The following is a 24,691-nucleotide window of genomic DNA, read 5'->3' as shown; positions in this document are numbered from 1 at the left end:
GTGGGCCGAGGGCCGCACGGCTGCGCGGCGGGCGGCGGCGTCGCCGCGCTCCGGATGTTCGGAAACCCGAGCGGAAGCGGAGAAGTGACCGCGCGTTGACTACGCTGTCGCGGTGTCCCAAACCGTGCCACTGACGAGACTTCTCGATGACGCGGGCTTGCTGTCGCTCGAACACCGGCTCCACGTCGAGCAGGTGCTCGGCGCCCACGTGTTGGAGGCCGACCTGGAAGGACGTCGGCTCGAATTCCTCGGCGAGGAGCGCTCCTTCGTGTGTACCGACGTCCACCTGCTCGGCACGGCGGACGACGACGCGTGGCTGTGGGGGTGGGTCAATCCTTGGGGCTACCCGCGGTCGCTGCTGCGTGCCGCGGAGACGGTGCGCGAGTTCGGCTCCCGCTACCGTGTCGCCGAATTGTGTTCGGCCGAGCTGCCCGTGGTGCTCGGCGCGGCGGCGCCGGAGCCCTATCAGGTGGCCTCGTTGATGGCGGACGCCGCGAAGATCGTCTGTGGGCGGTGGAACTCCTACTGCGGTGTCATCGATGGCGCGTGCGTCGCGTTCCTCATCGACCACCCCGCCTTCGAGTTGCCGGCGCCCACTCCCTCCGGCCTCGCTCGCGTGCTGGCCCACGGCTTCGGCGCGCTGCCGCTGACGGATCACCGGCGTGCCGTGTACAGCTATCTGACCCGGCGGGGGCTGGACACGGAATTCCTCGACGACTATCGGGTGCTGGAGTTCGGCGGCGAGGGGCTCGCGGGGGAGGTCGAGTTCGACGCTGAGGGCCGGATCGCGAATCTCGATATCCGGATCGTCGTGGACCGGGTCGGCGCACATCTCGCCTCCGAGACGCAGTCGGCGTGATCCGCTCGACCGCCGCACCCACGCGCGGCGGCGCTGGTCAGCTGGGCGGGAACTGGTGCTGGAACCAGCCGAGGATCTCGGGGACGGCCACCCGGGCCGTTCCGGCGTGGTCCAGATCGCCCAAGTCGCGCAGTGTCGCGTTGCCACCGAGAGCTCGCAGGCAGTGCTCGGCATTCGGATACGGCACGGCGCGGTCGCTGCGGGAAGCGTAGAGATGGACGGGTATGCGCGGTGTCCAGTCGCAGGTGCCGTCGCTCTCGGCGATCGCCGCCGCGGCGGCGCCGGTCGGCTCGGCGGCCGATCGGAGGAACCGGGGGGTCAGCAGTTGCCCTGGAGTGGGGGCCAGCGAGGTCACGATGGTGATCTCGCTGTGGAAGCCGTCGAACAGGTCGTCCACCTTGTCGGCGTAGGCCTGTTGGAAGGCCTCGGCCGGATCGTCGTAGAGGTGGTGGATCCGGTTCATCGCGGTGATCCAGTAGGAGAGGAACAACACCGCCGCGCCCGGTAGGACCCGCCCGTCGAGCGCGGCGGGCGCCTGGACGTGCTGGAGGTCGTAGGGTCCGCTGATCGGGGCCAGGGCGGCGACCCCGAAGCCGGGGATGGTCCCGGCGGCCAGTGCCTTGCCGAGCGCCATCGCCGCGTGGCCGCCCTGGGAGAACCCGGTCACGAGCACCTCCGGGTCGAGTTCTCGCCGCTGCTGGGCCGCGAGGGAGCCGGCCGCCCGCAACAGGTCGGCCGATGCGCTGACCTCCGAGGGGGCATGGGTGTAGGGATGCGTGCCCGGACCGGTCCCCAGGCCCAGATAGTCGGGTGCGGTCGCCGCGTAACCCGCGGCGGCGAAGGCGACCGTGCGCAGCCGATCGGGAAGATCGCGGGTATCGACCGATGGCGCGTCGCTCTTGAGCGTCATGGTCCCGTGCTCATAGCTGACCACCCGCAGTCGCCGGGAGTCGGTACGCGGCAGCGCCACCAGCCCGCTGGCGGTGGTCGGCTCGCCGTGCGGGGTGATCGTCCGGTACTCCAGACGAAAGGCGTCGACGCCGTTGCGGACCGGAGTGGAGATTCCGCCGTTCGTCAACAGCGCCGCGGTCTGCTCGGGCGTCAGACTCAGCAGGGGCGTGGCCGAAACGATCTCGCCGCGAGCGGGTGGCGGTTCGTGCTCGGTGTTCCCGCATCCGGCGGCTGCGAACACGACCACCACAGCGACCAGCAATCGCCTCATACGGTCCATCCGTGGTCCTCTCGACGATCATCGGCTCCGCTCCATCATCGCGCGTGCGCGGACCGGAGCGGTGCGCGCCGGGCCCCGACGGTCGCCTCGGGGCCGCGGAGGGCTCGGACTTCGCGGGCCGCGGAACCCCGCTTCTCCTGTCCTGTGCCTGGTTGTAGCTGATCTGTCGGCGAACAGTTGGATCAGGCATTAAGTGAACGACTGTTTTCAATATGAAGAGCTATCTACCAGTTCAAAGTAGCGATATGTTATGAATCATTACTGTCGACCGTGGTGGTTCGAGGCGATTGCTACCCGGACGGCACTGGGTTGTCGACGCCAACCGGCCGACGCTGTCCGGCGGCGTCGACATCCCCACGGCTGCCGATCGAGGCACAACCCGAGGAGTGGGCATGAGCACGCCGACGGCGAGCGCGACTACCGAGATCTACTTCCGCGCGGCGGCCGCGACACTGGTCGAGGCCGCGACGGTGCTGGCGGACTTCGGATGCTCGCCGGTCGATGTGTCGGGAATTCTGGAGCGCTTGCGCCGAGTGGAGCACGCGCTCGGCGTGGTCATCGGCAACTTGACCACCGCGCTGGAGTCCGGGCCCGCGAGCGCCGACCGCGCGCAGTTGTCCGAACTGGGTCGTGCGCTCGGAAGCGTCGTCGAGCGAACGCGGGCGGCCGCCGCGCTCGCGGACGCCTATCTGCTCACCGCGGTGCCGGACGAGGTGCTCGAAGTCGTGGTGACGATAGGTCGCTGCGCGCATCTCACCGCGGCGGCGCTGGGCGCCTGTGACCAGCCGCTGCTGGGGTCGTATCGCGCCGAGTTGCTGCGTCTCGCGGTGCACGCGGAGCGAACCTTCACCCGGTGGTCGCTGGCGCGGCCGAGGGCGGGCGCGGATCCGGTGGCGGAACTCGGCAAGGCGCTCGTGTCGGTCGTGCACGCCTTCCTCGCGGTCGGATACGCCGCCGCGAGCGTCATCAGGGCGTGAGCGCGAACCGTGCCCGTTATGTGTGCAGGGATTCTCCTGGGTTGAACCGGAATCACCAGGACAGATCGGCCTTTAGTTAGTGGTTGTTCATGTCGTGTGATAGAACTCACTGGCGTAAACGAAGGGGACTGTTCGACATGGAACCAACAGCCAAGCAACGCGCGGCGATGAACCTCATCTGCGACACGTTCAACCCCGGCGACGGGTTGACGCTGCCGTCGGCAAGCGCGCTCGGCGCCGTGGACACCGTCTTCCAGCTACTGGGGCGGAATCCGCGCGAGGCGGAGAAGAAGCAGCTGGCCACGTTGCTCAACCTATGGGATTCCCGGCTGACCGGGCTGCTCACCGGCAGCGGTCCGCGGCGCTTCTCCCGCCTGTCGCAGGAGCAGCGGGAACGGGCGTTGCTGCGGCTCGCCGATTCGCGCTTCGAATCGGTGCGGGTGATCTTCCAGGCGCTCAAGCAAGCGTCGCTGCTGTCCTACAACATCACTCCGGGCCCGGCGGGTGTCAATCCGCTGTGGAAGGAGATCGGTTACCCGGCTCCGGCCGGCCCGCTGACCACGGCGCCCGCGCCCGCGTTGACACCGCTGCGCTGCACCGAGCCGACCGAATTCGACTGTGATGTGGTGATCGTCGGTTCCGGCGCCGGAGGCGGTGTGGCAGCCGCGGTGCTGGCCGAAGCGGGCCTCGATGTGGTGGTGCTGGAACGCGGGAACTATTACGACGACCGCGATTTCGGCACCGGCGAACTCGGCGGGTTGCAGCACCTGTACGCGCCGGGGCCGCCGGGATCGAGCGAAGGCCAGATCACCCTCGTCGCGGGCACCTGCCTCGGCGGCGGAACGGTCGTCAACTGGAGCACGTCTTTGCCGACCCCGCAGGACGTCCGGGCGGAGTGGGCCGCGCTGGGCGCCGCCCAGTTCGCCGAAGCCGAATTCGACGACGCGCTCGACGTGGTGCAGCGGCGGCTCGGCGTCACCGATCGGCGGTCGGTGCTGTCGGCTCGCGACGGCGTTCTGGAACGCGGCGCCCGCGCGCTCGGCTGGGAGGTGGACACGTTGCCGCGCAACGTGACCGATGCCTGTGACGCCGGTGTGGAGTGCGGCCGGTGTGGCTACGGCTGCCGGCTCGGCGCCAAACAGTCGGTGACCAAGACCTGGCTCGCCGATGCGGCCGATCGGGGCGCACGGCTGGTCGTGGACGCCGATGTGCGGCGGATCGCGGTGCGCAACGGTCGAGCGCAGGGGGTTTCGGCGGTCACCTCCGACGGGGTGGCGATCGAGGTGCGCGCCCGTGCGGTGGTGGCGGCGGCCGGAGCGATCCAGACTCCGGCGTTGCTGCGGCGCTCCGGATTGCGCAACCAGAACATCGGCCGCCACCTGCGCCTGCACCCGGCGGCGGCGGTCTTCGGGGTGTTCGAGGAAGAGATCCGGCCGTGGGAAGGCGGCTTGCAGACCCGGATCTGCCGCGAGCACAGCGACTTGGACGGCAACGGTTACGGCGTGATCTACGAAACCGGTCCGATCCATCCCGGCCTCGCCACCGGGTTCATGAGCTGGCGCGGCGCCGAGAAGCATCGGACCACCATGCTCGATTTCGCGCATTCGAACGCGATCGGCATCATCACCCGCGACCGCGATTCGGGCACGGTGGCCGTCGACCGCGATGGTGAGCCGATCGTGAATTACCGGTTGTCGGACTACGACGCCGCCCATTTGCACACCGGGTTCGAGGGGGCGGCGAGCATTCTGGAAGCAGCGGGCGCGCGGCGCATCTTCTCCGGGCACCAAGCGGGCGTCTCCTACGAACCGGGCCGCCGGGGTTCACACGCCGATTTCGCCGTCGCGTGCCGGGCCGCGGGGTACGGGCCGGGGCATTGCTCCCTGGGCGCACTGCACATCATGGGCTCGGCGCGGATGGGCGGCTCACCGGAAACCTCGGCCACCAACCCGGACGGCGCCACCTGGGAGGTGGCGAACATCGTCGTCGCCGACGCCTCCAGCTTCCCCACCGCGTCGGGCGTGAACCCGATGGTCTCGATCGAGGCGATCGCCTACATGAACGCCAAAAGGCTTGCCGCCCAGTTGGGCTGAGGATCGGTCGGCGCGGTCAGAGCGCGCGGATGCCGTCGAGCACCGCGCGCAGGAGGCCGAGGTCGGACTCCGACCCGGCCGTTGGCTGCGCCGACCGGTAGATCAGCCTGCCGTCGTCGAGCAGGTCGCCGATGAGGACCTTCGTCATGGTCAGCGGCAGGTTCAGGCGCGCGGAGACCTCCGCCACCGACTGCGGGGTGCGACACAACTGCACGATCGCGGCGTATTCCGGTTCGGTACGCCGCAGTGCGGTGCCAGGCGCGCCGTCGACCACCAGGGTGACCAGATTCAGTTCCCGGCGCACGGCACGACCCCGGCCGCGGGTGATGGCGAAGAGCCGGACCATCGGACCGGCGTCTTCCTCATACCAGGGATCGTGCTGATAACTCATGGCCGTGTCGAAGCGGGGGGATGCGGACGCGTGTCGACCGACAGGTGTGTCCCGACTCGCTGCACCGTCTGGTTCATTTCGTAAGCCACCATACCCATATCGGCGGTCTCGGACGCCAGCAGCGCCAAGCAGGCGTTGGCGCCCGCCGTGGTGACGAACAGTACCGCGCGGTCGAGTTCCACCACGGTCTGGCAGACGCCACCGGCGTCGAAATGGTGGCCCACACTGCGGGAAAGACTGTGCAGTGCCGATGCCATCGCGGAGAATCGCTCGGCGTCGGCCTTGTCCAGCTGGGCCGAGTGGCCGATCAGCAGGCCGTCGGAGGACAGCAGTACCGCGGACTGCGCTCCGGCCAGCCCGGTGACCAGCTCGTCGAGTAGCCAACCGATACCGGTTCCCTGGGAAGTAGTCATGGTCGCCTTCTGCAGATGGGGAGTTGCGGACTAGTCGAAGTCGGGACGCTTCCGGCGTCCCTGGCGGGTGCCGTTCTCGATGGCACTCATCAGATTGCGTGCTTCATCGGCGGTCCGCTGTCGGATCGGGGCTGGCGTCGCCGTCTGCGGCTGTTGCTCCGGCTCCTGCGGAGATTGGCGGCGGCGGCGTGGCAGCGGCGGCCGGGCGTCGGCCGGACCGGGTTGCGCGGTGGCGCCGGCGTCGAAGCGGCCGTTGCCGGTGTCGAAGCTGCTGTTGCCGGCCTCGAAGCGCCCACCGTTGGTGTCGAAGCTACCGCCGTTGGCGTCGAAGCGGCCGTGGCCGGTTTCGACGCGTCCACTGCCGGTGTCGAAATTGCCGCCGTCGGTGTCGAAGCTGCCGTCGTCGCCGTGCGGTGCCGGGGCTGGTACCTGCTGATCGGAGGCCGAGGTGAACCATGCCGATCGGCCCGGCACCGCCGCAGGCCGAGGCGCGGCGCCCGGCGCCGGTGTGCGCACGGGCTCGACGGGCTCGGCGTCGTTCTGCTGGCGCGGTGACGTATCCGATTGCAGAAGTGCGCTCGGAATGAGCACCACCGCACGGACGCCGCCGTAGACCGATTCGCCCAAGCGCACCGAAATGCCATGTCGGTGCGCCAGTTTCGCGACGACGAACAGCCCGAGCCTGGTGTCGCTGGACAAGGTCACCACACTGAAATCCGGTGGATTGGACAACAGCTCGTTACGCGCGGCGAAATCGGCCTCCGACATGCCGAGACCCTGGTCGATGATCTCGACCGCCACACCGCGCCCGACCACGACGCCGGACACCTCGACCCGCGCCTGCGGCGGAGAGAAGGAGGTCGCGTTGTCCATCAGCTCGGCCATCAGGTGGATCAAGTCGGCGACGGCGTTGCTCGACACCTGGAGTTCCGGAAGCCGGCCGGTCTGGATCCTGGCGTAGTCGAGACTTTCGGCGACGGCGGCGCGGACCAGATCGACCAGCGGAACGGGCTTGCGCCAGCGTCTACCCGGCTTCTCGCCGCCGAGAATGATGAGGTTCTCGGCGTTGCGCCTCGCCCGCGTCGCCAGGTGGTCGAGCTGGAACAACAGCTCGAGCTGGTCGGCGTCCTCCTCTTTGCGTTCGGCTTGATCGAGCAGCGCCAGCTGGCGGTGCACCACGACCTGGCTGCGATGGGCGATGTTGAGGAACACCGCGTTGACGCCGGCTCGGGTCTTCGCTTCCGCGACCGCGGCGGACACGGCCGCGACGTGGGCACGGTTGAAGGCGTCGGCCACCTGGCCCAGTTCGTCGGTGCCGTAATCGAGCCGGGCCAACTCGGCTCCGGAGCCGACGCTCTCACCTCGGCCCAGCCTGCTCATGAGATCGGGCAGCTGCTGGTCCGCCAGTTCCAGGGTGTCGCGCCGCAACCGCCGCATTCGTCCGATGAAGCGATTGGCCATGATCAATGCCGCGAGGAAGGCGATGGTCGAGACCAGCAGCACGCCCGCGCCGCCGAGCATGGACTGCCGCGCGGTCTGGTCACCTCGCTCGCGAGCGATCTGGTGGGCGGCGCGGCTCTGATCGTCCCAGACCTTCAGCAGGGCGGAGGAGACCTGCCCGGAAGCCTCCTGCCACGCCGCGACGCTGAGGGGCAACGGGGTGGTCCTGGAGGTCGACCGGCCGCTCTGGGTCCGACCGGTGCCGGTGGACTCGTCGGAGTCGGAGCCCGCTTCCACCGGTCCGTGCACCAGCACCGCGTCTTGCATCGCGATCAGCTTCTGGTAGGCCGGTCCGGCGGTGATCTCCTGGAGCTGGGCGAGACGCTTGTCCTTCAACACCCGGCCGGCGTAGGCGACCTCGCTGCGGAATTCACCCACCAGCCGGGCGAACTCGGTCAGTTGCGCGGGCGTGTTCTCGCCGACGGTGAGCGCCACCGTGCCCAAGGTGTCGGCCATCGACAAGGCTTCGGCGGCGCGCAGAGCCTCGACGCCGTAGTTCAGCTCCATGGCGATGTCGGCTTCCGGCGCCACCCGGGCGGCGAGCGTCGAGGCGGCGACGATCGTGCCGATGACCCCGCTGAAGATTTCGACCACCTCGTTCGGCGCGGCCTGCCGGGTGTCGACCCCGGCGCGCACCGTCGGAACCATCGCGAACAGCTTGTTGTAGGCCTCGATATCGGATGCCGACCCGTCGGGATTCAGTTTGCGGGCGGCATCGCCTTTCGCCATCACCGCCGCGAGCCCCGCGTCCGAATGCTGGCGCGCGGTGGCCAGCGCTCGGGTGGCGTCGGTGTCACCGGCCAGGGACAACAACGACAGGCGGCGTTCCTCCTGGAACGCCTGGACCATTTGGATGGCGGGCGCCGTCGTGCTGCTGGCCAACTCCGCCCATTCTTTGGCCGCTCGGGCGGATTGCACCAGATAACCCGCGGCGCCGACGCCGATGACGAGTAGCGTGACGCTCGATATGAGCACGATCGCCAGCAGTCGTACTCGGACACCGACTCGACCACGGACATCGCGCCGGCTCGACCGAACCACTCCCATAGCGGATTCGCGAAGCTGAGACCACTTGCTCACGGCTGAAAATGCCTACCTCTGACACGGCCCCGCCCGAACCCAGGCGGCACCTCACCTGTACCCGTTCCGAAGAATAACGAAAGTGTAGCGGTTCGATCGCGAATCGCACGGATTCGCGACTTGTGTTAAGTGAACCGAAATTATTACGTGGCAGTATCGTGCGGGCCGGAGCGCCATCGCGACCGAGCGCGGTCGACAACCGCCGAGTTCGCGCGGGTCTGATGCTACTCGGCGGTATCACTGCGCGAACTGCTGTTACGGGAATCAGAGCGAACCTCTATCGCTAACTTACCGACAGTTCTGGTCATTAAAACAATGCCCTCGATACAGCGACTGCCGCCCGTGTGCCCTGTGGCCGGACGGCTCCTGTCATCCGAACCGACACCGAGAAGGGCTGCGAACGCCGCTCGGAACCGGGCGATGATATAGCGCCGATTCGCTTTCCGGTTTCCCGCTGCTGGCAATCACGCCGGTGCGAACGCTGCCGGGGAATTCACCATGTGGCCGCACCGATGATGGGTGATTCCCCTGGTAGTGGCTTCTACCGGAGCGTGGGAACGGGAAACCGTCAGCGCGGCGACCATTCGGCCCGCAGTTCGAGCGCGGCGACGACGCAGAGAAGCGTTTCCACGGGATCGAGACCCGGCTCGCCACGCCGTCGGCGTTGCGCGGCAGGCTGCTCCGCCCCGTGCGCGTCCGGCGCGTCGAGGACGGCATCGGGACCGCATCGAAGATGCAGACCGCCGGGAACGGTGCCGCTCGCCCGGCAGGCGTGGAAGAACGCGCCGATCGCGCCGACGACATCCTCGGAACGAAATGTGCTGCGTTCGCGCGTAATTCGAGGGTACGGCATCGGATCGCACACCCAGCAGATCGGCGTTTCACACGCCGCCGCGGCGGCGAACAAGGCCGCAAGCGCGTCACGGGTGCGGGCGAGGCCCAGTTGCGGTACGAGCGTGAGCCGGCCCGGCTGTCTCCGCGGATTCAACGTGCGACACAGATACTCGATATCCGCGGGGGTGGTGGTGGGGCCGAGGGTTACCGCGACGGGGTTGCCTGCACGGCCTGCGACACGCATCCGGCCGCGCGCGGAAGGTCCAGCGCGATCGCCGAGCCACAAGAGGTGCGCCGAACGATCCCACCAACGTCCGTCGGGTTCTCGGCCGTCCTGCTGCGCTCCGGGCGAGACGGACGGCTCGCGCGAGACGCGCGGCCGGGGCAGCCAAGTGTGCAGTTCGCCTGCGCCCGGCGGTGCGATCGCCGCGACGGGCAACAGTCCGCTCACCGCGCGCAGCAGGTCACGCCGCACCGGGGCGGGAGACCGGTCGGCGGCACGGCGCAGGAGGTGCACGCACAGCGTGAGCGGCAGCCGGTCGGCGGGCCATCCGTCGAGCGCCGCGGCGGCGCGTGGGTCGCCGTGCTGCTTGGCCGCTCGCTCGATGGTGATCGTCGTAGCGCCCAGCCCATGCGTCATGACCGCGGCGGAGGCATACATCAGCGCCCTGCGCGCGGCGAGCTTCGTGATCTCCCTGCCACCGGACAGGTCGTCCCGGCCATCGAGGTGCAGCACGAATCCTTCTCCTCGTGCTGCCCTCGCGAGATCTGCCGTCAGCGCGTCGCATTCGCTCGGGTGGGGGAGTTCGGTCCCGTGCCGTGGCCGTCGCGTGCGGATGGGGAGTGCCGTGGATTTCGCGCCCGGCTGTTCGCTGTCGAAGGATTCCCGCGCAGCGAACAGTCGGCTCGCCACCGCGAACGACCCCGGCCGCGCGGAGAGGGGTTCGTCGGCCCACGGCGGATCGGCACCGGCCGTGGCGTCGTAGTCGGGCGGGATGACGTCGGGGTTGAACGATTCCCGGATGTAGCACAGTGGCCGATCGCCGAGCGTCATGACGTACGCCCGTGCCGCGCAGAGGCGACCGTCCGGCCATCTCGTCACGCCCGTCCGCAGCAGATGCCGCCGCTGGGAAACGCCACGGGCGATGAGGCCGGTCCCGATCGGCACCCGCACGTCGTCCATGCCGGAAGCGGCCGCGCCCGCGCGCACCGCGACGACGTAGTTGACGGACACGGTGACCAGATCGGCGCTGACCAGGCAGGATCTGCGGACGAGGACCCGATCGGAATCGGCGACGCCGAGAGCGTCGGTGACGGTGTTCGGCAGCCGACCGGCCGAGATGTCGTCCTGGCGCAATACGCGCACGTGCAGATCGGTGCGCAGGATCGCCGCCAGCGCGGGCGTGGTGAATCCGTCACTCGCCAGCAGCATCCTGGTCAGCGGGTGGCCGAACCGCCCGATCTCGTCGTGCTTGCGGAAGCCCGAACCACCGGGCGGGCAATCACCCGGTGGTTCGGTGCCGGTGTGCGTGATCGTCACGACCGGCTCCGTGTGGTGCCTGTCATGAGAATTCCGTGCCGGCCGCTACGGGGTGGTGGCCGCCGTCGGTGGGAGAACGGGCCGAGCCACGGCGGCGATCTCCGCTTCGGTGCGCGGCCGATCGGTCAGGCCGAGCACCGGATCGGTCGTGATGCGCAGCTCGCCGGTGGTCGTATCCGCCAGCGGATCACGCCAGTGATCCCAGACGACCGACATGTCCAGATGGCCCATGTATTCGAGATTCGCCGACTCCGCGTGCAGGTGTTCGGCGGCGGAGATGATGGTCGCGGTCGCGGTGCGCTGTTGCGCGCCAGAGGATTCGTCCATGTCGGTCAAGCCCGCCATGATCTCGGTGAACTGCGCCTGCTTGGTGTCGCCGCTGTGCCCGGTCGTCAGAGTGCCCGCGTGCGCGAAGTACTCCTCCGAGCCCACGTACTGTTCGTACATCCGCGACACCAGCACCAGGAATCGGGTGTAGGCCCGGCGATAGGCGTGCTCGTAGAAGCCGAGCGCGTCGGACTCGCTCAGTTCGCCGCGCAGGATCGTCGCGATCGCCGCCGCGGCGACCAGGGCGGAGTACGTCGCGAGATGCACGCCGCTGGACAGCAGCGGGTCGAGGAAGCAGGCCGCGTCGCCGACGACGACCCAGCCCGGACCGCTGAACCGGTCGGAAGTGTAGGAGTAGTCCTGCTCCGCCTTGACCTCCGCGACCTGCCGCGCACCGACGAGCAGCTCGCTCATCGCGGCGCTGTCGGCGATGGTCTGCGCGTAGTACGCCTCGCGGCCCAGTTCGCGAAGTTTCCCGGCGGCCTTGCGCGCCGAGACGACATAGCCGACGCTGTGGCGGCCGTTCGACAGCGGAATGTTCCAGAACCAGCCGCCCTCGGGCGTGGACACCACATTGATCGCGCCCTCCGGGCTGTCCGGATGTAGGTGTGCGCCCTCCCAATACGACCACACCGCGACATTGCGGAAGGCCGGATGCTGCTGACGTTCGATGACCTGGTGTTTGGCCAGCACGCCCGCGCGGCCGGATGCGTCGACGAGGAAGTCGAACTCGGTGGTGTCGACCCGGTCGTCACCGGCGACGGTCCATTCCACGGCCGTCGGCCGGTCGCCATCGAACAGGACGTTGGTGACCGTGGCCCGCTCGATCACCTGCGCACCCTGCTCGGCGGCGTTGCGCAGCAGCAGGTCGTCGAACACGTCGCGCTGGACCTGCCAGGACCAGGCTTCGGCGTCCACGAGCTTGGACCAGTCCAGCAACCAGTTGTCGTCCTGCCACTGGAAGTGGCCGCCTCGTTTGATCTGGAACCCGTGCGCGGCCACCGCGTCGTAGGCGCCGGAGACGCGCAGGGTCGACAGCACCGATGCCAGCAGACTTTCGCCGATGTGGTAGCGCGGGAACTTATCTCGTTCCAGGAGGGTCACCCTGACCCCCGATTTCGCGAGCAGCGCAGCGGTGGTCGACCCGGCTGGGCCGCCACCGATGACCAGAACATGCGGATTGTCCATAGCGAACTCCCTGGAACTGCCGACAACGGAACGTGCGCCCGCCTCAGTGCGGAAGAACTCCGTGCGGGCCGCGGTCTTCGACGCGTACGAAGTAAGGTTGCCACTGATTAGCCATGCTAACGGTGCGCCATTCGATTGTAGCAATTGATAGCGAATCCTCAATAGTGACAAGCTATTTAGCAACCAACGAACTACTCGACCGCGGATTACTGAAGGATTGCCAAAATGCCCGCACGTGACCTTGCCGCCGGAGGGCCGTCACCGGGCGTCAACTGCGACACCGAAGGCGGACGACAGCACGGCGTTCATGAAAACCGCTGCGGGAGAGAATATTTCGCCAGCGCCTCAAGGGCGCGGCGGGGGAATGCGGAGGTCTGGAGGTAGGCGTGATGGCATTGCCGTTCGGTCATCACCCCTCTTTCCCAACCGATTCAGGATACGGCGGACGCTGGCGTCGTACGAGCCGTTCACCCAGAGTTATCCTCCCCGCGGCCCGTTCGCCGCTTCCGCCAACTCCCGGCGACGGCGTGCGTGAGCGAAGGGCGTTGTGGCGCGGCCTTATTTGCCCACCCTCCTGACCTGCGCATCGAAGAATTTCACGGTGTCGGCGGACCTGACACCACGGTGGACGATCTCGCGGCATGCGCGGTGGTGGACGAATGAATTCCTCGGTCCGAGAGGCGTTTTCGTCGGATGGCCGCCGAGTTCGGCGGTGTACGCGGAGGCGTCATCGGGAGGTCGCAAACAGCGACAGAGTGGCGCGTGATCCCAGTTCATCCGCGGGTGCGCGCCGTGAGCGGGTGGGTTCCGGTACGGCCGGTGCGTGGGGCGCCGAGACCGGCGGTGACCGCCGCGATACCGGAGAGCGGACGGGTAGGAGCCGGGTGCGTCCGGCCCGCCCGAGAGAGGCGGGCGGGTCAGACCGGTCCGCGCCCGGCGGCGACGCGGCCCGCGACCGGCCGCACATCGCGGTGGGAGATCAGCCACTCGCCGTCGTACTTCTGATATCTGTCCTGCACCAGGCCGATGGTGGTCCAGTCCGCGGGCCGGTTCGGGTCGGCGGATTCCCTGGTGGTGGACCAATGCCACACCGTGGCGTAGGCGGTGAGCAGCGGGCCCTCCTCGGTCCACTCGATAGTGGCCTGCCCTGCGACGTGGGCGACCATGGCGCGCTGGGATTTCGGCACGCGGCTCATGTACGCCGTGAACTCGTCGCGTCCGTGGAAGCGCTGCACCGGGCCCGGCATGATCCGGTACTCGATCAGCGCGTCGGGGGTGAAGCATTCGACGAAACGTTCGCTCTCCCCGGTGTCCGCGAGGCGGAAGAAGTGGTAGAACGTCCGGTAGATCGCCCGCTCGGCTTCGATGGTCGCGAGCAGATCCTCGGGTGAGCCGGTCACGTCGGTCCTTTCCACCGGCGACGAGATATCGCGCGGCACATCGTTCTGGCGCCCGCTGGGCGCGGTCGGTTCTGTCGGATCGGCAGCGGTGACGGATGTCGCGCCGAAGCGGAAAGGGTGCTTATTCGTCCTCCGGCACGCCATAGGCGCGCAGGAAGGTGTCCACCGCGGCCGTGGCGACCGCGCGCATCTCGGCGGGGGCGACCTTGCGGGTGCCCAATCGCGAACGGCCCTCCATCGGGCCGGTGATCAGCACCAGGAACTGTTCCGCGGCGGTGGCCGGATCGTCCGCGCGCAAGCGGCCCGACAGCGACAGGCGCGCGAGCCGATCGGCCAACGCCTCGGCCAACCGGTCGGACGTGCGGCTGACGACGATGTCGATCAGATCGGGGAATTGGGCGACCTGGCCGTAGGTCAGCCGGCGCAGCGACCGGGATCGTTCGGCGCAGCAGACCCGGATCAGCCGGTAGGCCAGGTCTTTCAGCGCGGCGCGCAAGTCGGGCCCTGGATCGCGCAATCGTTGCACCACCGCGAGGTTCTCGGCCAGCACCGCGTCGCTCGCGGCCGCCAGCGCGTGCCGAAACAACGTTTCCTTGTCGTTGAGGTGGTTGTAGATGGTCGGCTTGGCGACGCACGCCTCCTCGGCGATCTCCTGCACGCACGCCTGCGCGTAGCCGCGGCGTGCGAAGACGGCGAATGCCGCGTCGAGGATGGCCTGTCGTTTGTCGATCCGCCCGCGCGAAGCCGGCCGGCCCGCATTCGATGTCACCGCTGGCACGCTCGCAGTGTAACGCACAGACGGTGCCAACTTTACTGACTGGTTCAGATTTATGAACCTGTCTTAGTCGTACCGGTCCGGATACTGATTTGAACTGGTCAGTACAATAGGCGGCGGACCGATGAATTCGGGGCGGCGACGGCGTCGTTGGTGATGGAGTATCCCGACCTGATGAAGGAGAGTCATGACCGACGCCGCGGCCGATCCCGAGTTCGTCGATGTGCCCGAGGTGACCACGGCGGTGGTCCGCGATCGTGTCGCGCCCGCGCGATTGCGTGACTTCTTCGATCGGTCGTTCCGGATCCTGCCGGAGATCGTCGCCGGTCAGGGCGCGAAGATCGAAGGGCCGGCGTTCTGCGTGTATCGGGAAGAGTCCGAAGCCGCGCTGGATCTGGAAGTGGGGTTCGCGGTCGATCGGGGCCTGCGCGCGGAGCGTGACGTCCGCGCCGGTCGTCTGCCCGCGGGCCGGGTGGCCAGGGTCGTGCACGCCGGTGGATTCGACGGCTTGGCCGCCGCCTGGGAGAACTTACGATCCTGGATCGATCAGCAGGGCCTCGCCGTGGGGCCGCTGCGGTGGGAGGTCTACCTGACCAGGCCCGCTCCGGACCTGGACCCCGCGGAACTGCGCACCGAGCTGAACTGGCCGGTGGAGGCGCCCTACGTATCGGGGTCTTCGTCTTGACCGCTTCCGGGGCCTGGGCCCGCCAGCTTCCCGGAATTCTGGGATCGGCCTTCCGCGGTGTCCTTCTCTGTCGCGCCGGGAGTTTCGTGCGAGTCGTCGTCGGCGGTGTCGTGAGGCTGGTTCATGTGTGCGTCTCCTCGCGTCAGGTAGGCGCTCACCGCATCGACGGTGTCTCGGTCGATGCGGTAGTCCTGCGGGGCGGCTCGAACGTCGGCTGAGGGGCGGGCGTCGGTATGCGCCCGCCGCGAGCAGGGGTTGTCGGTGCCGTATTCGGTTCAGCGCGTAGTTGTTTCCGGCGGGAGCCCGGACGGTCGCTGGGTTCGCGGCGCGCCCGCATGGGATGCCTGGCCGGCGTGGCGTGCGGTCCGGCTCATCCCGAGCAACATCGACCCCAGGCCGAGCAGCACGGCGAGTGCGCCTGTGACGACGTTGTTCCAGATCGTCGACCTGGTGTCGACGTTCCCGCTGACGATCCACGGGGCGAGGATCGTCCACAGGCCGATCAGCGGTGCGGCCCAGACGATGCCGTGCGTCCGTCCGTAGACCGAGGCGAACCCGAGCGCCAGCATCGCCAGAGCGATACCGCAGACGAGATTGTTGACGGTCAAGGTCGAAAACCCGTTGAACCCGACGACCCACGGGGAGATCGCGAGATACAACCCGGTCAGAAACAGCAGTCCGGTGACCGCCTGGGCGTCCGGCGCTTCGGAGGCGCGCTCGTACTTCTCCCGCAACTCCACGATGTCGGGATGCCGGCTCATCATGGTTTCACTACTCATGTTCTCCACCACTCCTCGGACATAGTGGCGAATCGAAGCTCTCTCGAGCTCGGGCGGCCGGCTATCGGTCCGCAGCGCGGCCGTCGCATCGCCGCTCACTCATATATCATGCCGTGATAATATCACTCCATGATTGAAGGGGCGACGTCCTCGACTGCCCACCTCAGCGACCAGGAGTACTCCAAGCTGCTGGCGTTCCGGACCGGGCTGCGCCAACTGCTGCGGTGGAGTGAGCGCCGGGCGGCGGAAGTGGGCCTCACCGACTTGCAGCACCAACTGCTGCTGGCGATCCGGGGACATGCCGACCCGGACGGGCCCAGCATCGGGGAGATCGCCGGATACCTGTCCGCGCGCCATCACAGCGTGGTGCAACTGATCGACCGCACCGAGCAGCTGGGCCTGGTCATCCGGAGGCGAGGAGGGGGCAAGGATCGCCGCGTGGTCCGGCTGGCGCTGACCGAGGCGGGCAGGCAAACCCTCGCCCTGCTCGGTGCCGCGCATCTGGAAGAACTGCGGCGCCTGACTCCGCTGATCGGCGCGCTGGGTGACCCCGCGCTGGTGCCGCAGGCCGGGTAGGACGTCCTGGAGTCGGTGGCCGCGCCGGCCCGCTGGAACAAGTCACCGGTTGGCCGGACACGTCGCCCCCCTGCCTGCGTCGCGCCGTGGCTCGCCGGGGCGTCCGGCTGGGCGGAGCGCTGTGGTCTCCTGCCCAGCCTCGAGGTGATCCGTGAGCTCCCCGCATGGGGCACTACGCCGACGACCCCGCCGTGACACGCGCCGAGGGGCATCGGACGAGCTACCGGCGTCGCCGAGAACCTGCCGGACCGCGGCCCGTCGCGGACATGACGCACGTCGGGCCGAGGCGGGGGCTGCTACAGACCCAGTAGGGTCTCCGCGACCTTCCCCATGGCGTCGCGATACTCCGCGAGGCCGGATTCGTCGGCGGTCCGGCGCGCGAGGATGCCCGCGGTGAGGGTGTAGCCGATCGTTTCCGCGATCACCCGGGGCGTCGTCACCGGGGTGACGCGGCCGGCGTCGAGTTGACGCTGGAGGTAGCGGGTGAAGCGGCGGATCGGCCGTTCGGTGATCTCCTCGGCCAGGGCCGCCACCTTCGGGTCGACTGCCCCGCGCTCGTCGATCAGGCGCAGCAGAGGTCCAGCCGCGGCGACCGCGGCGGCGAACGACTCGATGGTGGCGCGCAGCATCGTTCGCGGATCGCCGTCCTCTATGCCCGGCTCCTGCGCGGCGAGGAAGTCGTCGCGCACCCGCTCGGCCAGGGCGAGGAAGATCTCCTCCTTGGAGGCGAAGTAGACGTACATCGTCGCGCGGGAGACGCCCGCCTCGGCGGTGATGGCGGCGACCGTGGTGTTGTCGTAGCCGCGCTCGGCGAACACGCGGGCGGCGGCGTCGAGCAGCGCGCGGTGCCGGGAGGTGTGCGAACGCTCGCGCGCGGCGCGCACCGACCAGGTGGACTGGGTCACGCCGGATATGGTCGCCTATATTGACGTTGACGTCAATGTCAACGAGACTGTGCGGCATGCAGGTCGTCGTGGCGAACAGGGGAGAAGTGGCGGTGCGGGTATTGCGCACCGCCCGGGAACTGGGTTGGCGGACCCTCGCGGTGCACACCGCGGAGGAACGGGACGCGCTGCACGTCCGCCTGGCCGACGACGCGGTGACGCTGCCGGGCGTCGGAGCCGCCGCCTACCTCGACGTCGCGGCCGTCGTCGCGGCGGCGCGAAAGGCGGGCCCCGGCGCGCTGGTGCATCCCGGCTACGGATTCCTCAGCGAGAGCGCGGAATTCGCGCGGGCGTGCGCAGCGGCCGAACTCGTGTTCGTCGGTCCGTCGCCGGCGGCGCTGGAGATCTTCGGCGACAAGACCGCGGCGCGTGCGGCGGCCGAGCGCGCGGGTGTCCCGGTGATCCCGGCGACCCGCCGCGGCGCGGACATCGCCGAAGCGGAGGCCCTGCTCGCCGCGCATCCCGACGGTGTGATGGTGAAGGCCGCCGCGGGCGGTGGCGGGCGGGGCATGCGGGCGGTGCGCGAGGCGAGCCGTCTGCCGGAGGTGTTCGAACGCTGCCGCGCCGAGGCGCTGGCCGGATTCGGCGACGACGCGGTTTACGCGGAGGCGCTGATCACCGGAGCACGCCACATCGAGGTCCAGATCGTCACCGACGGCGCGGTGGCGGCGGCCGTCGGCGATCGCGATTGCAGCGTGCAGCGCAGGCGGCAGAAGCTGCTCGAGGTCGCGCCTGCACCGGACTTGCCCGCGGGGTTGCGCGAGCGGTTGCATCGCTGGGCGACCCGGCTGGCCGAATCCGTCGGCTGCCGGGGCGTGCTCACCGTCGAGTTCCTGGCCCGCGGCGACGAGGCCTGGTTCCTCGAGGTCAACCCGCGGCTGCAGGTCGAGCACACCGTCACCGAAGCCGTCCTCGGCATCGATCTGGTCGCGGTGCAATGCGACCTCGCCCACGGCGCAACGCTGGCCGATCTCGCCCTGCCCGATCCCGGTGCCGCGCGCGGCTACGCGGTGCAGGCGCGGCTGAACGCCGAAACCGTCACCGCGGGCGGCGACGTGCTGCCCGGCACCGGCACGCTGACCCGGTTCGCGCCGCCGACCGGCGCCGGCGTGCGGGTCGACACCGCCGCGTTCACCGGGATGCGGCAGGACGCGCGCTTCGACTCCCTGCTGGCGAAGATCATCGCCTCCGGCCCGTCCTATCCGGCTGCGCTGCGCCGGTGCGCCGACGCCCTGGCCGAGACGGTCGTGACCGGGGTGGACACCAATGTCGCCGTGCTGCGCGCGGTGCTGGCGGACCTCTCGGAAGGCCGCGTGGTGCCGACCACGTGGTTCGAGCAGAATGTCGACCAATTGGTCGAGCGCGCAGGCGATTTCGCCGTCACCCTGTCCGCCGTGTCCGGCTGGGAACAGACCGCCCCGGCCGAAGTGACGCTGGCCGACGACGAAGAAGTGGTGCGCTCGCCCATGGGCGGCACGGTGGTCGCTCTCACCGAACCCGGCGCGGTGGTCGCGGCGGGCGGCGAGGTCGCGGTGCTGGAAGCGATGAAGATGCAGCACGTGGTGCGCGCCGAGCGGGACTTGCGGGTGCGCCGTCACGTCGCGGCGGTCGGCGCGGTCGTCGATCCGCACGCGCCGCTGCTGACCTTCGTCCCCGCCGAGCACGACGGCGCGGTACCGGATCACACCGCGGTAGACCTGGACTCGGTGCGCGCCGACCTCGCCGAAGTCCACGCTCGCCACGGCGTCGTGCTCGACGGAGCCCGGCCGGAGGCGGTCGCCAAACGTCATCGCCTCGGTCGCCGCACCGCAAGGGAGAACATCACCGACCTGGTCGACGCGGACAGCTTCGTGGAGTACGGCGCGCTCGCGGTCGCGGCCCAGCGTCTGCGCCGCAGTCCGGAGGATCTGATCGCGAACACGCCCGCGGACGGGCTGATCGCGGGCGTCGCCACCATCGACGCCGAGCGGTTCGGTCCGGACCGGTCCCGCGCGGTGGTGCTGTCCTACGACTACACGGTGCTCGCGGGCACCCAAGGGATGCGCAACCACGTCAAGACCGACCGCATGCTGGAACTGGCGCGCGAGCAAGGACTTCCGGTGGTCTTCTTCACCGAGGGCGGCGGCGGCCGACCCGGTGACACCGACTATCCCGGCATCTCCGGCCTCGACGTGACCACCTTCCGCGCGATGGGCGCGCTGTCGGGCCGGGTGCCGCTGATCGGCATCGTGTCCGGGCGCTGCTTCGCGGGCAACGCGGCGCTGCTCGGGATGTGCGATGTCGTGATCGCCACGCCCGACGCGAATATCGGCATGGGCGGTCCCGCCATGATCGAGGGCGGCGGCCTGGGCGTCTACGCCCCCGAGGACATCGGTCCGATCGACGTGCAGCGCCGCAACGGCGTCGTGCACATCGTCGCCGCGGACGAGGCGGAGGCGGTCGCCACCGCGCGGCGCTATCTCGCCTACTTCCGGGGCGACATCGCGGAGTGGACCGCGCCGGACCCGCGCCTGGCCCGGCATGTGGTCCCCGAGAACCGACTGCGCGCGTTCGACATTCGCGCCGCCATCGAAGCCGTCGCCGATGTCGGCTCGGTGCTGGAGTTGCGCCGCGACTGGGCGGGCGGGATCGTCACCGCGCTGATCCGCGTGGAGGGGAGGCCGTTCGGCCTGATCGCCAACGACTGCCACCACCACGGCGGCGCGATCGATGCTCCGGCCGCGGACAAGCTCAGCATGTTCCTGCGACTGTGCGACGCGCACGGCTTGCCGATCGTGTCCTTCTGCGACACACCGGGTTTCATGGTGGGGCCGGAGGTGGAGAAGGACGCCACGGTGACGAAGTTCAGCCGCCTGTTCATCGACTCCGCCGCGCTCTCGGTGCCGCTGGGCACCGTCATCGTGCGCAAGGGCTACGGTCTGGGCGCTCAGGCCATGGCGGCGGGCTCGTTCCGCGCGCCCCGGTTCGTCGTCGCCTGGCCGACCGGGGAGATCGGCGGCATGGGCTTGGAGGGCGCGGTCCGCCTCGGGTTCGCCAAAGAACTGGCCGCCATCGAGAATCCGGACGAGCGGCAACAAGCGTTCGACAACCTGGTCCAGCTCGCCTACGCCAACGGCAAGGCGCTGACCGCCGCCACCGTCCTGGAAGTCGACGACGTCATCGACCCGGCCGACACCCGCCGCTGGATCCGCACCCTGCGCTGACCCCGCCGTTCGGCACGGACCGGGGATCCGGCGCGACCCGCTACGCCCGCCGGGTTAAGATCGTCATCCGCACGCGCGCCCCATCAGGCGCCGTGCCAGGACGGTCCGTCCTCACCACGGGATCGCGGACCGGCGAGCCGGGCAACGCCCGCGACGCACCCACGGCAGAGAGACCTGCCGCGACCAGCCGGTGTGTCGCTCCTGGCGCGGCCGCTTCCTCGATCACCGGCGTCAGCCTGCGCGAAATACGTACTGCCGCAGCGGTATCCGCGCGCCTCGACGCACCAGAACGGAGTTTCCCGTGAGCTCATCCCTCGCGCGGCCGACCGCGCCGCGCCCGCAGCATCCCGAACCGGCGTTCCCGCCCGCGACCACGGAGCGCATGACCGGCGCGCAGGCCGTGGTCCGCGCGCTCGAGGAACTCGGCGTCGAAGTGGTGTTCGGCATCCCGGGCGGAGCGATTCTCCCGGTCTACGACCCGCTGCTGGATTCGCGCCGGATCCGGCACGTCCTGGTCCGCCACGAGCAAGGCGCCGGGCACGCCGCCACCGGCTACGCCCAGGCCACCGGCAGAGTCGGCGTGTGCATGGCGACCTCGGGACCGGGCGCGACCAACCTGGTCACCCCGCTCGCCGACGCCCAGGCCGACTCGGTGCCGGTGGTCGCCATCACCGGTCAGGTGGGCACGCCGGTGATGGGCACCGACGCCTTCCAGGAGGCCGACATCACCGGCATCACGATGCCGATCACGAAGCACAACGCGCTCGTCACCCGCGGCGCCGACATTCCGAGAGTCCTGGCGGAGGCGTTCCATCTGGCCGCGACGGGACGACCCGGCGCGGTGCTGGTCGACATCCCGAAAGACGTGCTGCGCGCGCAGACGATCTTCCAGTGGCCGCCCCGGTTGCGCCTGCCCGGCTACCGGCCGGTGACGACGCCGAATCCACGGCAGATCACCGCCGCGGCGCGCCTGATCACCGCGGCGCGGACACCGGTGCTCTACGTCGGCGGCGGAGTGATCAAATCCGGGGCGGCCGGGGCGCTGCGCGCGTTCGCCGAACTCACCGGGATGCCGGTGGTGACAACGCTGATGGCGCGCGGCGCGTTTCCCGACAGTCACCCGCAGCATCTGGGCATGCCGGGCATGCACGGCACCGTGACGGCGGTGGCCGCGCTGCAGAAGGCGGACCTGCTGATCGCGCTCGGCGCGCGCTTCGACGATCGCGTCACCGGCGATCCGCGCACGTTCGCGCCCGGCGCCGCGGTGATCCACGCCGACATCGATCCGGCCGAGATCGGCAAGAACCGGCGCGCGGATGTGCCCATCGTCGGCGACTGCCGCGAGGTGCTGGAACAGTTGCTCGCCGCGGTCGCCGCGCAGCCGCTGCCGGATCTGTCGTCGTGGTGGGCGCGGCTGGAACGTCTGCGCACCGACTACCCGCTCGGCTACCAGTGGCCCGCGGACGGCTCGCTGGCACCGCAATTCGTGATCCGGGAGATCGGTCGTGCGGCGGGGCCCGACGCGATCTTCTGCGCGGGCGTCGGCCAGCATCAGATGTGGGCGGCGCAGTTCATCGACTACGAAAAGCCCCGCAGCTGGCTCAATTCCGGCGGTCAAGGCACGATGGGGTACGCCGTGCCCGCGGCGATCGGCGCGAAGCTCGGCGCGCCGCACGCGGAGGTGTGGGCGATAGATGGCGACGGTTGTTTCCAGATGACCAACCGGGAGTTGGCGACCGCCGCGGTGGAAGGCATCCCGATCAAGGTCGCGGTGATCGACAACGGGCACCTGGGCATGATCCGGCAGTGGCAGAACCTTTTCTACGACCAGCGGTACTCGCAGAGCGATCTGCGCACGCACTCCCGGCGCGTCCCGGATTTCGCGGCGCTGGCCGAGGCGCTGGGCTGTGTGGGCCTGCGCTGCGAGCGGAAGGAGGATGTCGCGGGGGTGATCGCGGCCGCTCGCGCGGTGCGGGACCGTCCGGTGGTCGTGGACTTCGTCGTGGGCGCCGACGCGCAGGTGTGGCCGATGATCGCGGCCGGGGCGGGCAACGACCTGATCATGGCGGCCAGGGACCTGCGGCCGTTGTTCGACGACGCGGACGAGCCGCCCGCCTCGGGCAGCCTTGCGCAGGACGGCCGATGAGGACGCTCGACCTGCTCGTCGACGATGCCTCCGGCGCCTTGGTTCGACTGGCCCTGGTGGCGCGCCGATTCGGCGGCGCCGTACGCGAATTGACCGTGACCGCGGACCCGGCGACCGGCACGGCGCGGATGCGCGTGGTGCTCGGCGGCGACGACGCGACGACCACGCGGATCGCCGACCGCGTCGCCGGATTCGTCGGCGTGCGGGTGATCGAGCGTTGAGCGCTCGCCCCTGCGCGAGCGCGCCTGCCGCCCTGATCTGTCAGCGCGCGTCGTCGAGCGCGTCGACCAGGCTTCGGGCGCGCAGGTCGAGCGCGCCTTCGACGATGTGGTTGGTGACGTAGGCGAAGGCGAGACGGCGTTCGGGATCGGCGAACGCGAGACTGCCGCCGCGGCCGGGATGGCCGAACGAGGAACGCCCGCCGAGCGGCATTTGCGCGGTGGGCAGCATGTACCCCGAGGCATACCGGCCGGGCAGCATCAGCACGTGGTCGGTGCCCGCGACCTGCTCCCGGGTGGCCGCGGCGAGGGTGTCGGCGGTGAGCAGGCGCGTGCCGTCGACCTCACCGACGAGCGCCGCGTACAGCCGGGCCAGGCCGCGGGCGGTGCCGATGCCGTTGCTCGCGGGCAGCTCCGCGGCTTGGACGGCAGGCGAATCGAAGTCGATGTCCGCCGGGTCGGTGATCTGGAAGGCCCGATTGACCAGCGCCGAGGGATCACGCATCGCCGTGAGCAGTGGACGCAGCGGCTCGGGAACGGCTTCCTCGGGCACCGCGGTCAAGTCGGGTGCGGGCGCGAACACCAAGCGGCTGACTCTTGCCCGCTCGGAGGCAGGCAGGCCGATGAAGAAATCGATGCCGAGCGGACCCGCGATCTCCTCGGCGAGAAACCGGCCGGGCGTGCGACCGGAGACACGCCGGATCACTTCGCCGACCAGCCAGCCGTAGGTCCGGCCGTGATACCCGAACGCGGTGCCCGGGCGCCAATTCGGCGCCTGCGCGGCCAACGCGTCGACCATCGGCTGCCAAGCCAATGCCTCGCTCAGCGCGACCGGTTCGTCCAGCGCCGCCACGCCCGCCCGGTGGGTCAGCAGCCAGCGCACCGGGATGTCGGCCTTGCCCGCCGCCGCGAACTCCGGCCAGTACTGCGCCACCGGAGCGTCGAGGTCGAGTTCTCCCCGTTGCGCCAGCAGGTGCGCGATGGTGGCGACGACGCCTTTCGTCGCCGAGTAGACCAGCTGCAGCGTGTCGCGCTGCCACCCTCGCCCGGTGCCGGGATCGGCCGTCCCGCCCCACAGATCGACCACCGGCCGGCCGTCCCGGTACACGCAGACCGCGGCGCCGATGTCACCGTGCTCGGTGAAATTCGCCGCGAACGCCTCGCGCACGGCCTGGTAGCCCGCGTCGGCCGTTCCCTCGATGATCATGCCGGCCAGCTTGTCACGCCGCGTCCGGGCGGGCATCCGGTCCGGTGACCACCATCGAGAAGTCTTCCGCCGCGAGATCGCGCATTCCGCGGTTGGGCATTCGGTGCGGCCGGACGGGTCGGAACAGATGCGCTGGCGACCGTGGATTCCCGATCACGGAACCGCTGAGCGCCTGGTAGTCCTGGTCGACAGCGATGCCACGATCACAGCGGCCCGCCGTCGGCTGATCCGGTGGTCGCTCCGAGGTCGCTGGCGGGCTGGAAACATATATCCGGAAACCGGGAACAAACTGGTTCTCCGGATACATATATCCTCCGTACGGATG

20 protein-coding genes are annotated in these 24,691 nt (G+C 69.5%); 8 read left to right on the top strand and 12 right to left on the bottom strand.

The window, feature by feature from the left end; genetic code table 11:
- Positions 1 to 112 precede the first annotated feature (112 nt).
- Complete coding sequence (locus ACH49X_RS17795; RefSeq protein ID WP_195079222.1) at positions 113 to 859, top strand: DUF6882 domain-containing protein; 747 nt, start codon at positions 113 to 115, stop codon at positions 857 to 859.
- 37 nt (positions 860 to 896) lie between these two features.
- On the opposite strand, the gene ACH49X_RS17790 is transcribed toward ACH49X_RS17795, so the two are convergent.
- The gene (locus tag ACH49X_RS17790; protein WP_357103059.1) at positions 897 to 2,081 is read right to left on the bottom strand and encodes a hypothetical protein; all 1,185 of its coding nucleotides are present in this window, start codon (positions 2,079 to 2,081) and stop codon (positions 897 to 899) included.
- A 401-nt stretch (positions 2,082 to 2,482) separates the two neighbouring features.
- Between ACH49X_RS17790 and ACH49X_RS17785 the strand changes: the two genes are divergently transcribed.
- Positions 2,483 to 3,067: a hypothetical protein gene (locus ACH49X_RS17785; protein ID WP_357103056.1), complete on the top strand. Its 585-nt coding sequence runs from the start codon at positions 2,483 to 2,485 to the stop codon at positions 3,065 to 3,067.
- Between the two features lie 137 nt (positions 3,068 to 3,204).
- Entirely contained in the window at positions 3,205 to 5,160 is a 1,956-nt protein-coding gene (locus ACH49X_RS17780) for an FAD-dependent oxidoreductase (protein WP_195079225.1), read from the top strand.
- A gap of 16 nt (positions 5,161 to 5,176) precedes the next feature.
- Here the strand turns inward: ACH49X_RS17780 and ACH49X_RS17775 are convergent, their stop codons facing one another.
- The 7 genes from ACH49X_RS17775 to ACH49X_RS17745 all read right to left on the bottom strand — a co-directional run bounded on the left by ACH49X_RS17775 (position 5,177) and on the right by ACH49X_RS17745 (position 14,611).
- Positions 5,177 to 5,551, bottom strand: coding sequence for a DUF742 domain-containing protein (locus tag ACH49X_RS17775; RefSeq protein WP_195045546.1), 375 nt, complete (start codon positions 5,549 to 5,551; stop codon positions 5,177 to 5,179).
- Positions 5,548 to 5,964 carry a roadblock/LC7 domain-containing protein gene (locus tag ACH49X_RS17770; protein ID WP_067799109.1) on the bottom strand — a complete coding sequence of 139 codons (417 nt, stop codon included), beginning with the start codon at positions 5,962 to 5,964 and terminating at the stop codon, positions 5,548 to 5,550. Before ACH49X_RS17770 ends, ACH49X_RS17775 begins: the two co-directional genes overlap by 4 nt.
- Before the next feature lie 30 nt (positions 5,965 to 5,994).
- Positions 5,995 to 8,439 carry a nitrate- and nitrite sensing domain-containing protein gene (locus ACH49X_RS17765; RefSeq protein WP_357205649.1) on the bottom strand — a complete coding sequence of 815 codons (2,445 nt, stop codon included), beginning with the start codon at positions 8,437 to 8,439 and terminating at the stop codon, positions 5,995 to 5,997.
- A 673-nt stretch (positions 8,440 to 9,112) separates the two neighbouring features.
- Positions 9,113 to 10,918, bottom strand: coding sequence for a 3-deoxy-7-phosphoheptulonate synthase (locus ACH49X_RS17760; protein WP_357205646.1), 1,806 nt, complete (start codon positions 10,916 to 10,918; stop codon positions 9,113 to 9,115).
- Between the two features lie 45 nt (positions 10,919 to 10,963).
- A complete protein-coding gene (locus tag ACH49X_RS17755; protein ID WP_195079227.1) occupies positions 10,964 to 12,433 on the bottom strand; it encodes an NAD(P)/FAD-dependent oxidoreductase in 1,470 nt (489 codons plus the stop codon).
- A gap of 917 nt (positions 12,434 to 13,350) precedes the next feature.
- Positions 13,351 to 13,833: a nuclear transport factor 2 family protein gene (locus ACH49X_RS17750; protein ID WP_323124068.1), complete on the bottom strand. Its 483-nt coding sequence runs from the start codon at positions 13,831 to 13,833 to the stop codon at positions 13,351 to 13,353.
- A 121-nt stretch (positions 13,834 to 13,954) separates the two neighbouring features.
- Entirely contained in the window at positions 13,955 to 14,611 is a 657-nt protein-coding gene (locus tag ACH49X_RS17745; protein WP_195079229.1) for a TetR/AcrR family transcriptional regulator, read from the bottom strand.
- Between the two features lie 184 nt (positions 14,612 to 14,795).
- Here ACH49X_RS17745 and ACH49X_RS17740 point away from each other — a divergent pair, with 184 nt between their 5' ends.
- Positions 14,796 to 15,293: a GyrI-like domain-containing protein gene (locus tag ACH49X_RS17740; protein WP_357103042.1), complete on the top strand. Its 498-nt coding sequence runs from the start codon at positions 14,796 to 14,798 to the stop codon at positions 15,291 to 15,293.
- A gap of 275 nt (positions 15,294 to 15,568) precedes the next feature.
- On the opposite strand, the gene ACH49X_RS17735 is transcribed toward ACH49X_RS17740, so the two are convergent.
- The gene (locus ACH49X_RS17735; protein ID WP_195079231.1) at positions 15,569 to 16,072 is read right to left on the bottom strand and encodes an SPW repeat protein; all 504 of its coding nucleotides are present in this window, start codon (positions 16,070 to 16,072) and stop codon (positions 15,569 to 15,571) included.
- A gap of 129 nt (positions 16,073 to 16,201) precedes the next feature.
- Between ACH49X_RS17735 and ACH49X_RS17730 the strand changes: the two genes are divergently transcribed.
- Entirely contained in the window at positions 16,202 to 16,648 is a 447-nt protein-coding gene (locus ACH49X_RS17730; protein ID WP_195079232.1) for a MarR family transcriptional regulator, read from the top strand.
- 296 nt (positions 16,649 to 16,944) lie between these two features.
- On the opposite strand, the gene ACH49X_RS17725 is transcribed toward ACH49X_RS17730, so the two are convergent.
- Positions 16,945 to 17,553, bottom strand: a complete 609-nt coding sequence (locus tag ACH49X_RS17725) for a TetR/AcrR family transcriptional regulator (protein WP_195079233.1) — start codon at positions 17,551 to 17,553, stop codon at positions 16,945 to 16,947.
- Positions 17,554 to 17,609: 56 nt separating this feature from the next.
- Here ACH49X_RS17725 and ACH49X_RS17720 point away from each other — a divergent pair, with 56 nt between their 5' ends.
- The 3 genes from ACH49X_RS17720 (at position 17,610) to ACH49X_RS17710 (ending at position 23,162) form a co-directional block, all read left to right on the top strand.
- Positions 17,610 to 20,795 (top strand): carboxyl transferase domain-containing protein, encoded by a 3,186-nt coding sequence (locus tag ACH49X_RS17720; protein WP_357205883.1) that lies wholly within the window; start codon positions 17,610 to 17,612, stop codon positions 20,793 to 20,795.
- Between the two features lie 301 nt (positions 20,796 to 21,096).
- Positions 21,097 to 22,941: an acetolactate synthase large subunit gene (locus tag ACH49X_RS17715; RefSeq protein ID WP_195079234.1), complete on the top strand. Its 1,845-nt coding sequence runs from the start codon at positions 21,097 to 21,099 to the stop codon at positions 22,939 to 22,941.
- The gene (locus tag ACH49X_RS17710; RefSeq protein ID WP_195079235.1) at positions 22,938 to 23,162 is read left to right on the top strand and encodes a hypothetical protein; all 225 of its coding nucleotides are present in this window, start codon (positions 22,938 to 22,940) and stop codon (positions 23,160 to 23,162) included. Before ACH49X_RS17715 ends, ACH49X_RS17710 begins: the two co-directional genes overlap by 4 nt.
- Positions 23,163 to 23,202: 40 nt before the next feature.
- On the opposite strand, the gene ACH49X_RS17705 is transcribed toward ACH49X_RS17710, so the two are convergent.
- Together ACH49X_RS17705 and ACH49X_RS17700 are read right to left on the bottom strand one after the other, a co-directional pair.
- On the bottom strand, positions 23,203 to 24,366 hold the full coding sequence (locus ACH49X_RS17705) for a serine hydrolase (protein WP_195079236.1): 1,164 nt from the start codon (positions 24,364 to 24,366) through the stop codon (positions 23,203 to 23,205).
- Positions 24,367 to 24,379: 13 nt separating this feature from the next.
- On the bottom strand, positions 24,380 to 24,673 hold the full coding sequence (locus ACH49X_RS17700) for a hypothetical protein (protein WP_357205643.1): 294 nt from the start codon (positions 24,671 to 24,673) through the stop codon (positions 24,380 to 24,382).
- Positions 24,674 to 24,691 lie beyond the last annotated feature (18 nt).

This window comes from Nocardia sp. NPDC019323, from assembly GCF_044389845.1.
In the GTDB taxonomy this organism is placed as follows: domain Bacteria; phylum Actinomycetota; class Actinomycetes; order Mycobacteriales; family Mycobacteriaceae; genus Nocardia; species Nocardia implantans.
Note: the sequence above shows the minus strand (reverse complement) of the source record. Positions and strands in the feature narration are given on the sequence as shown.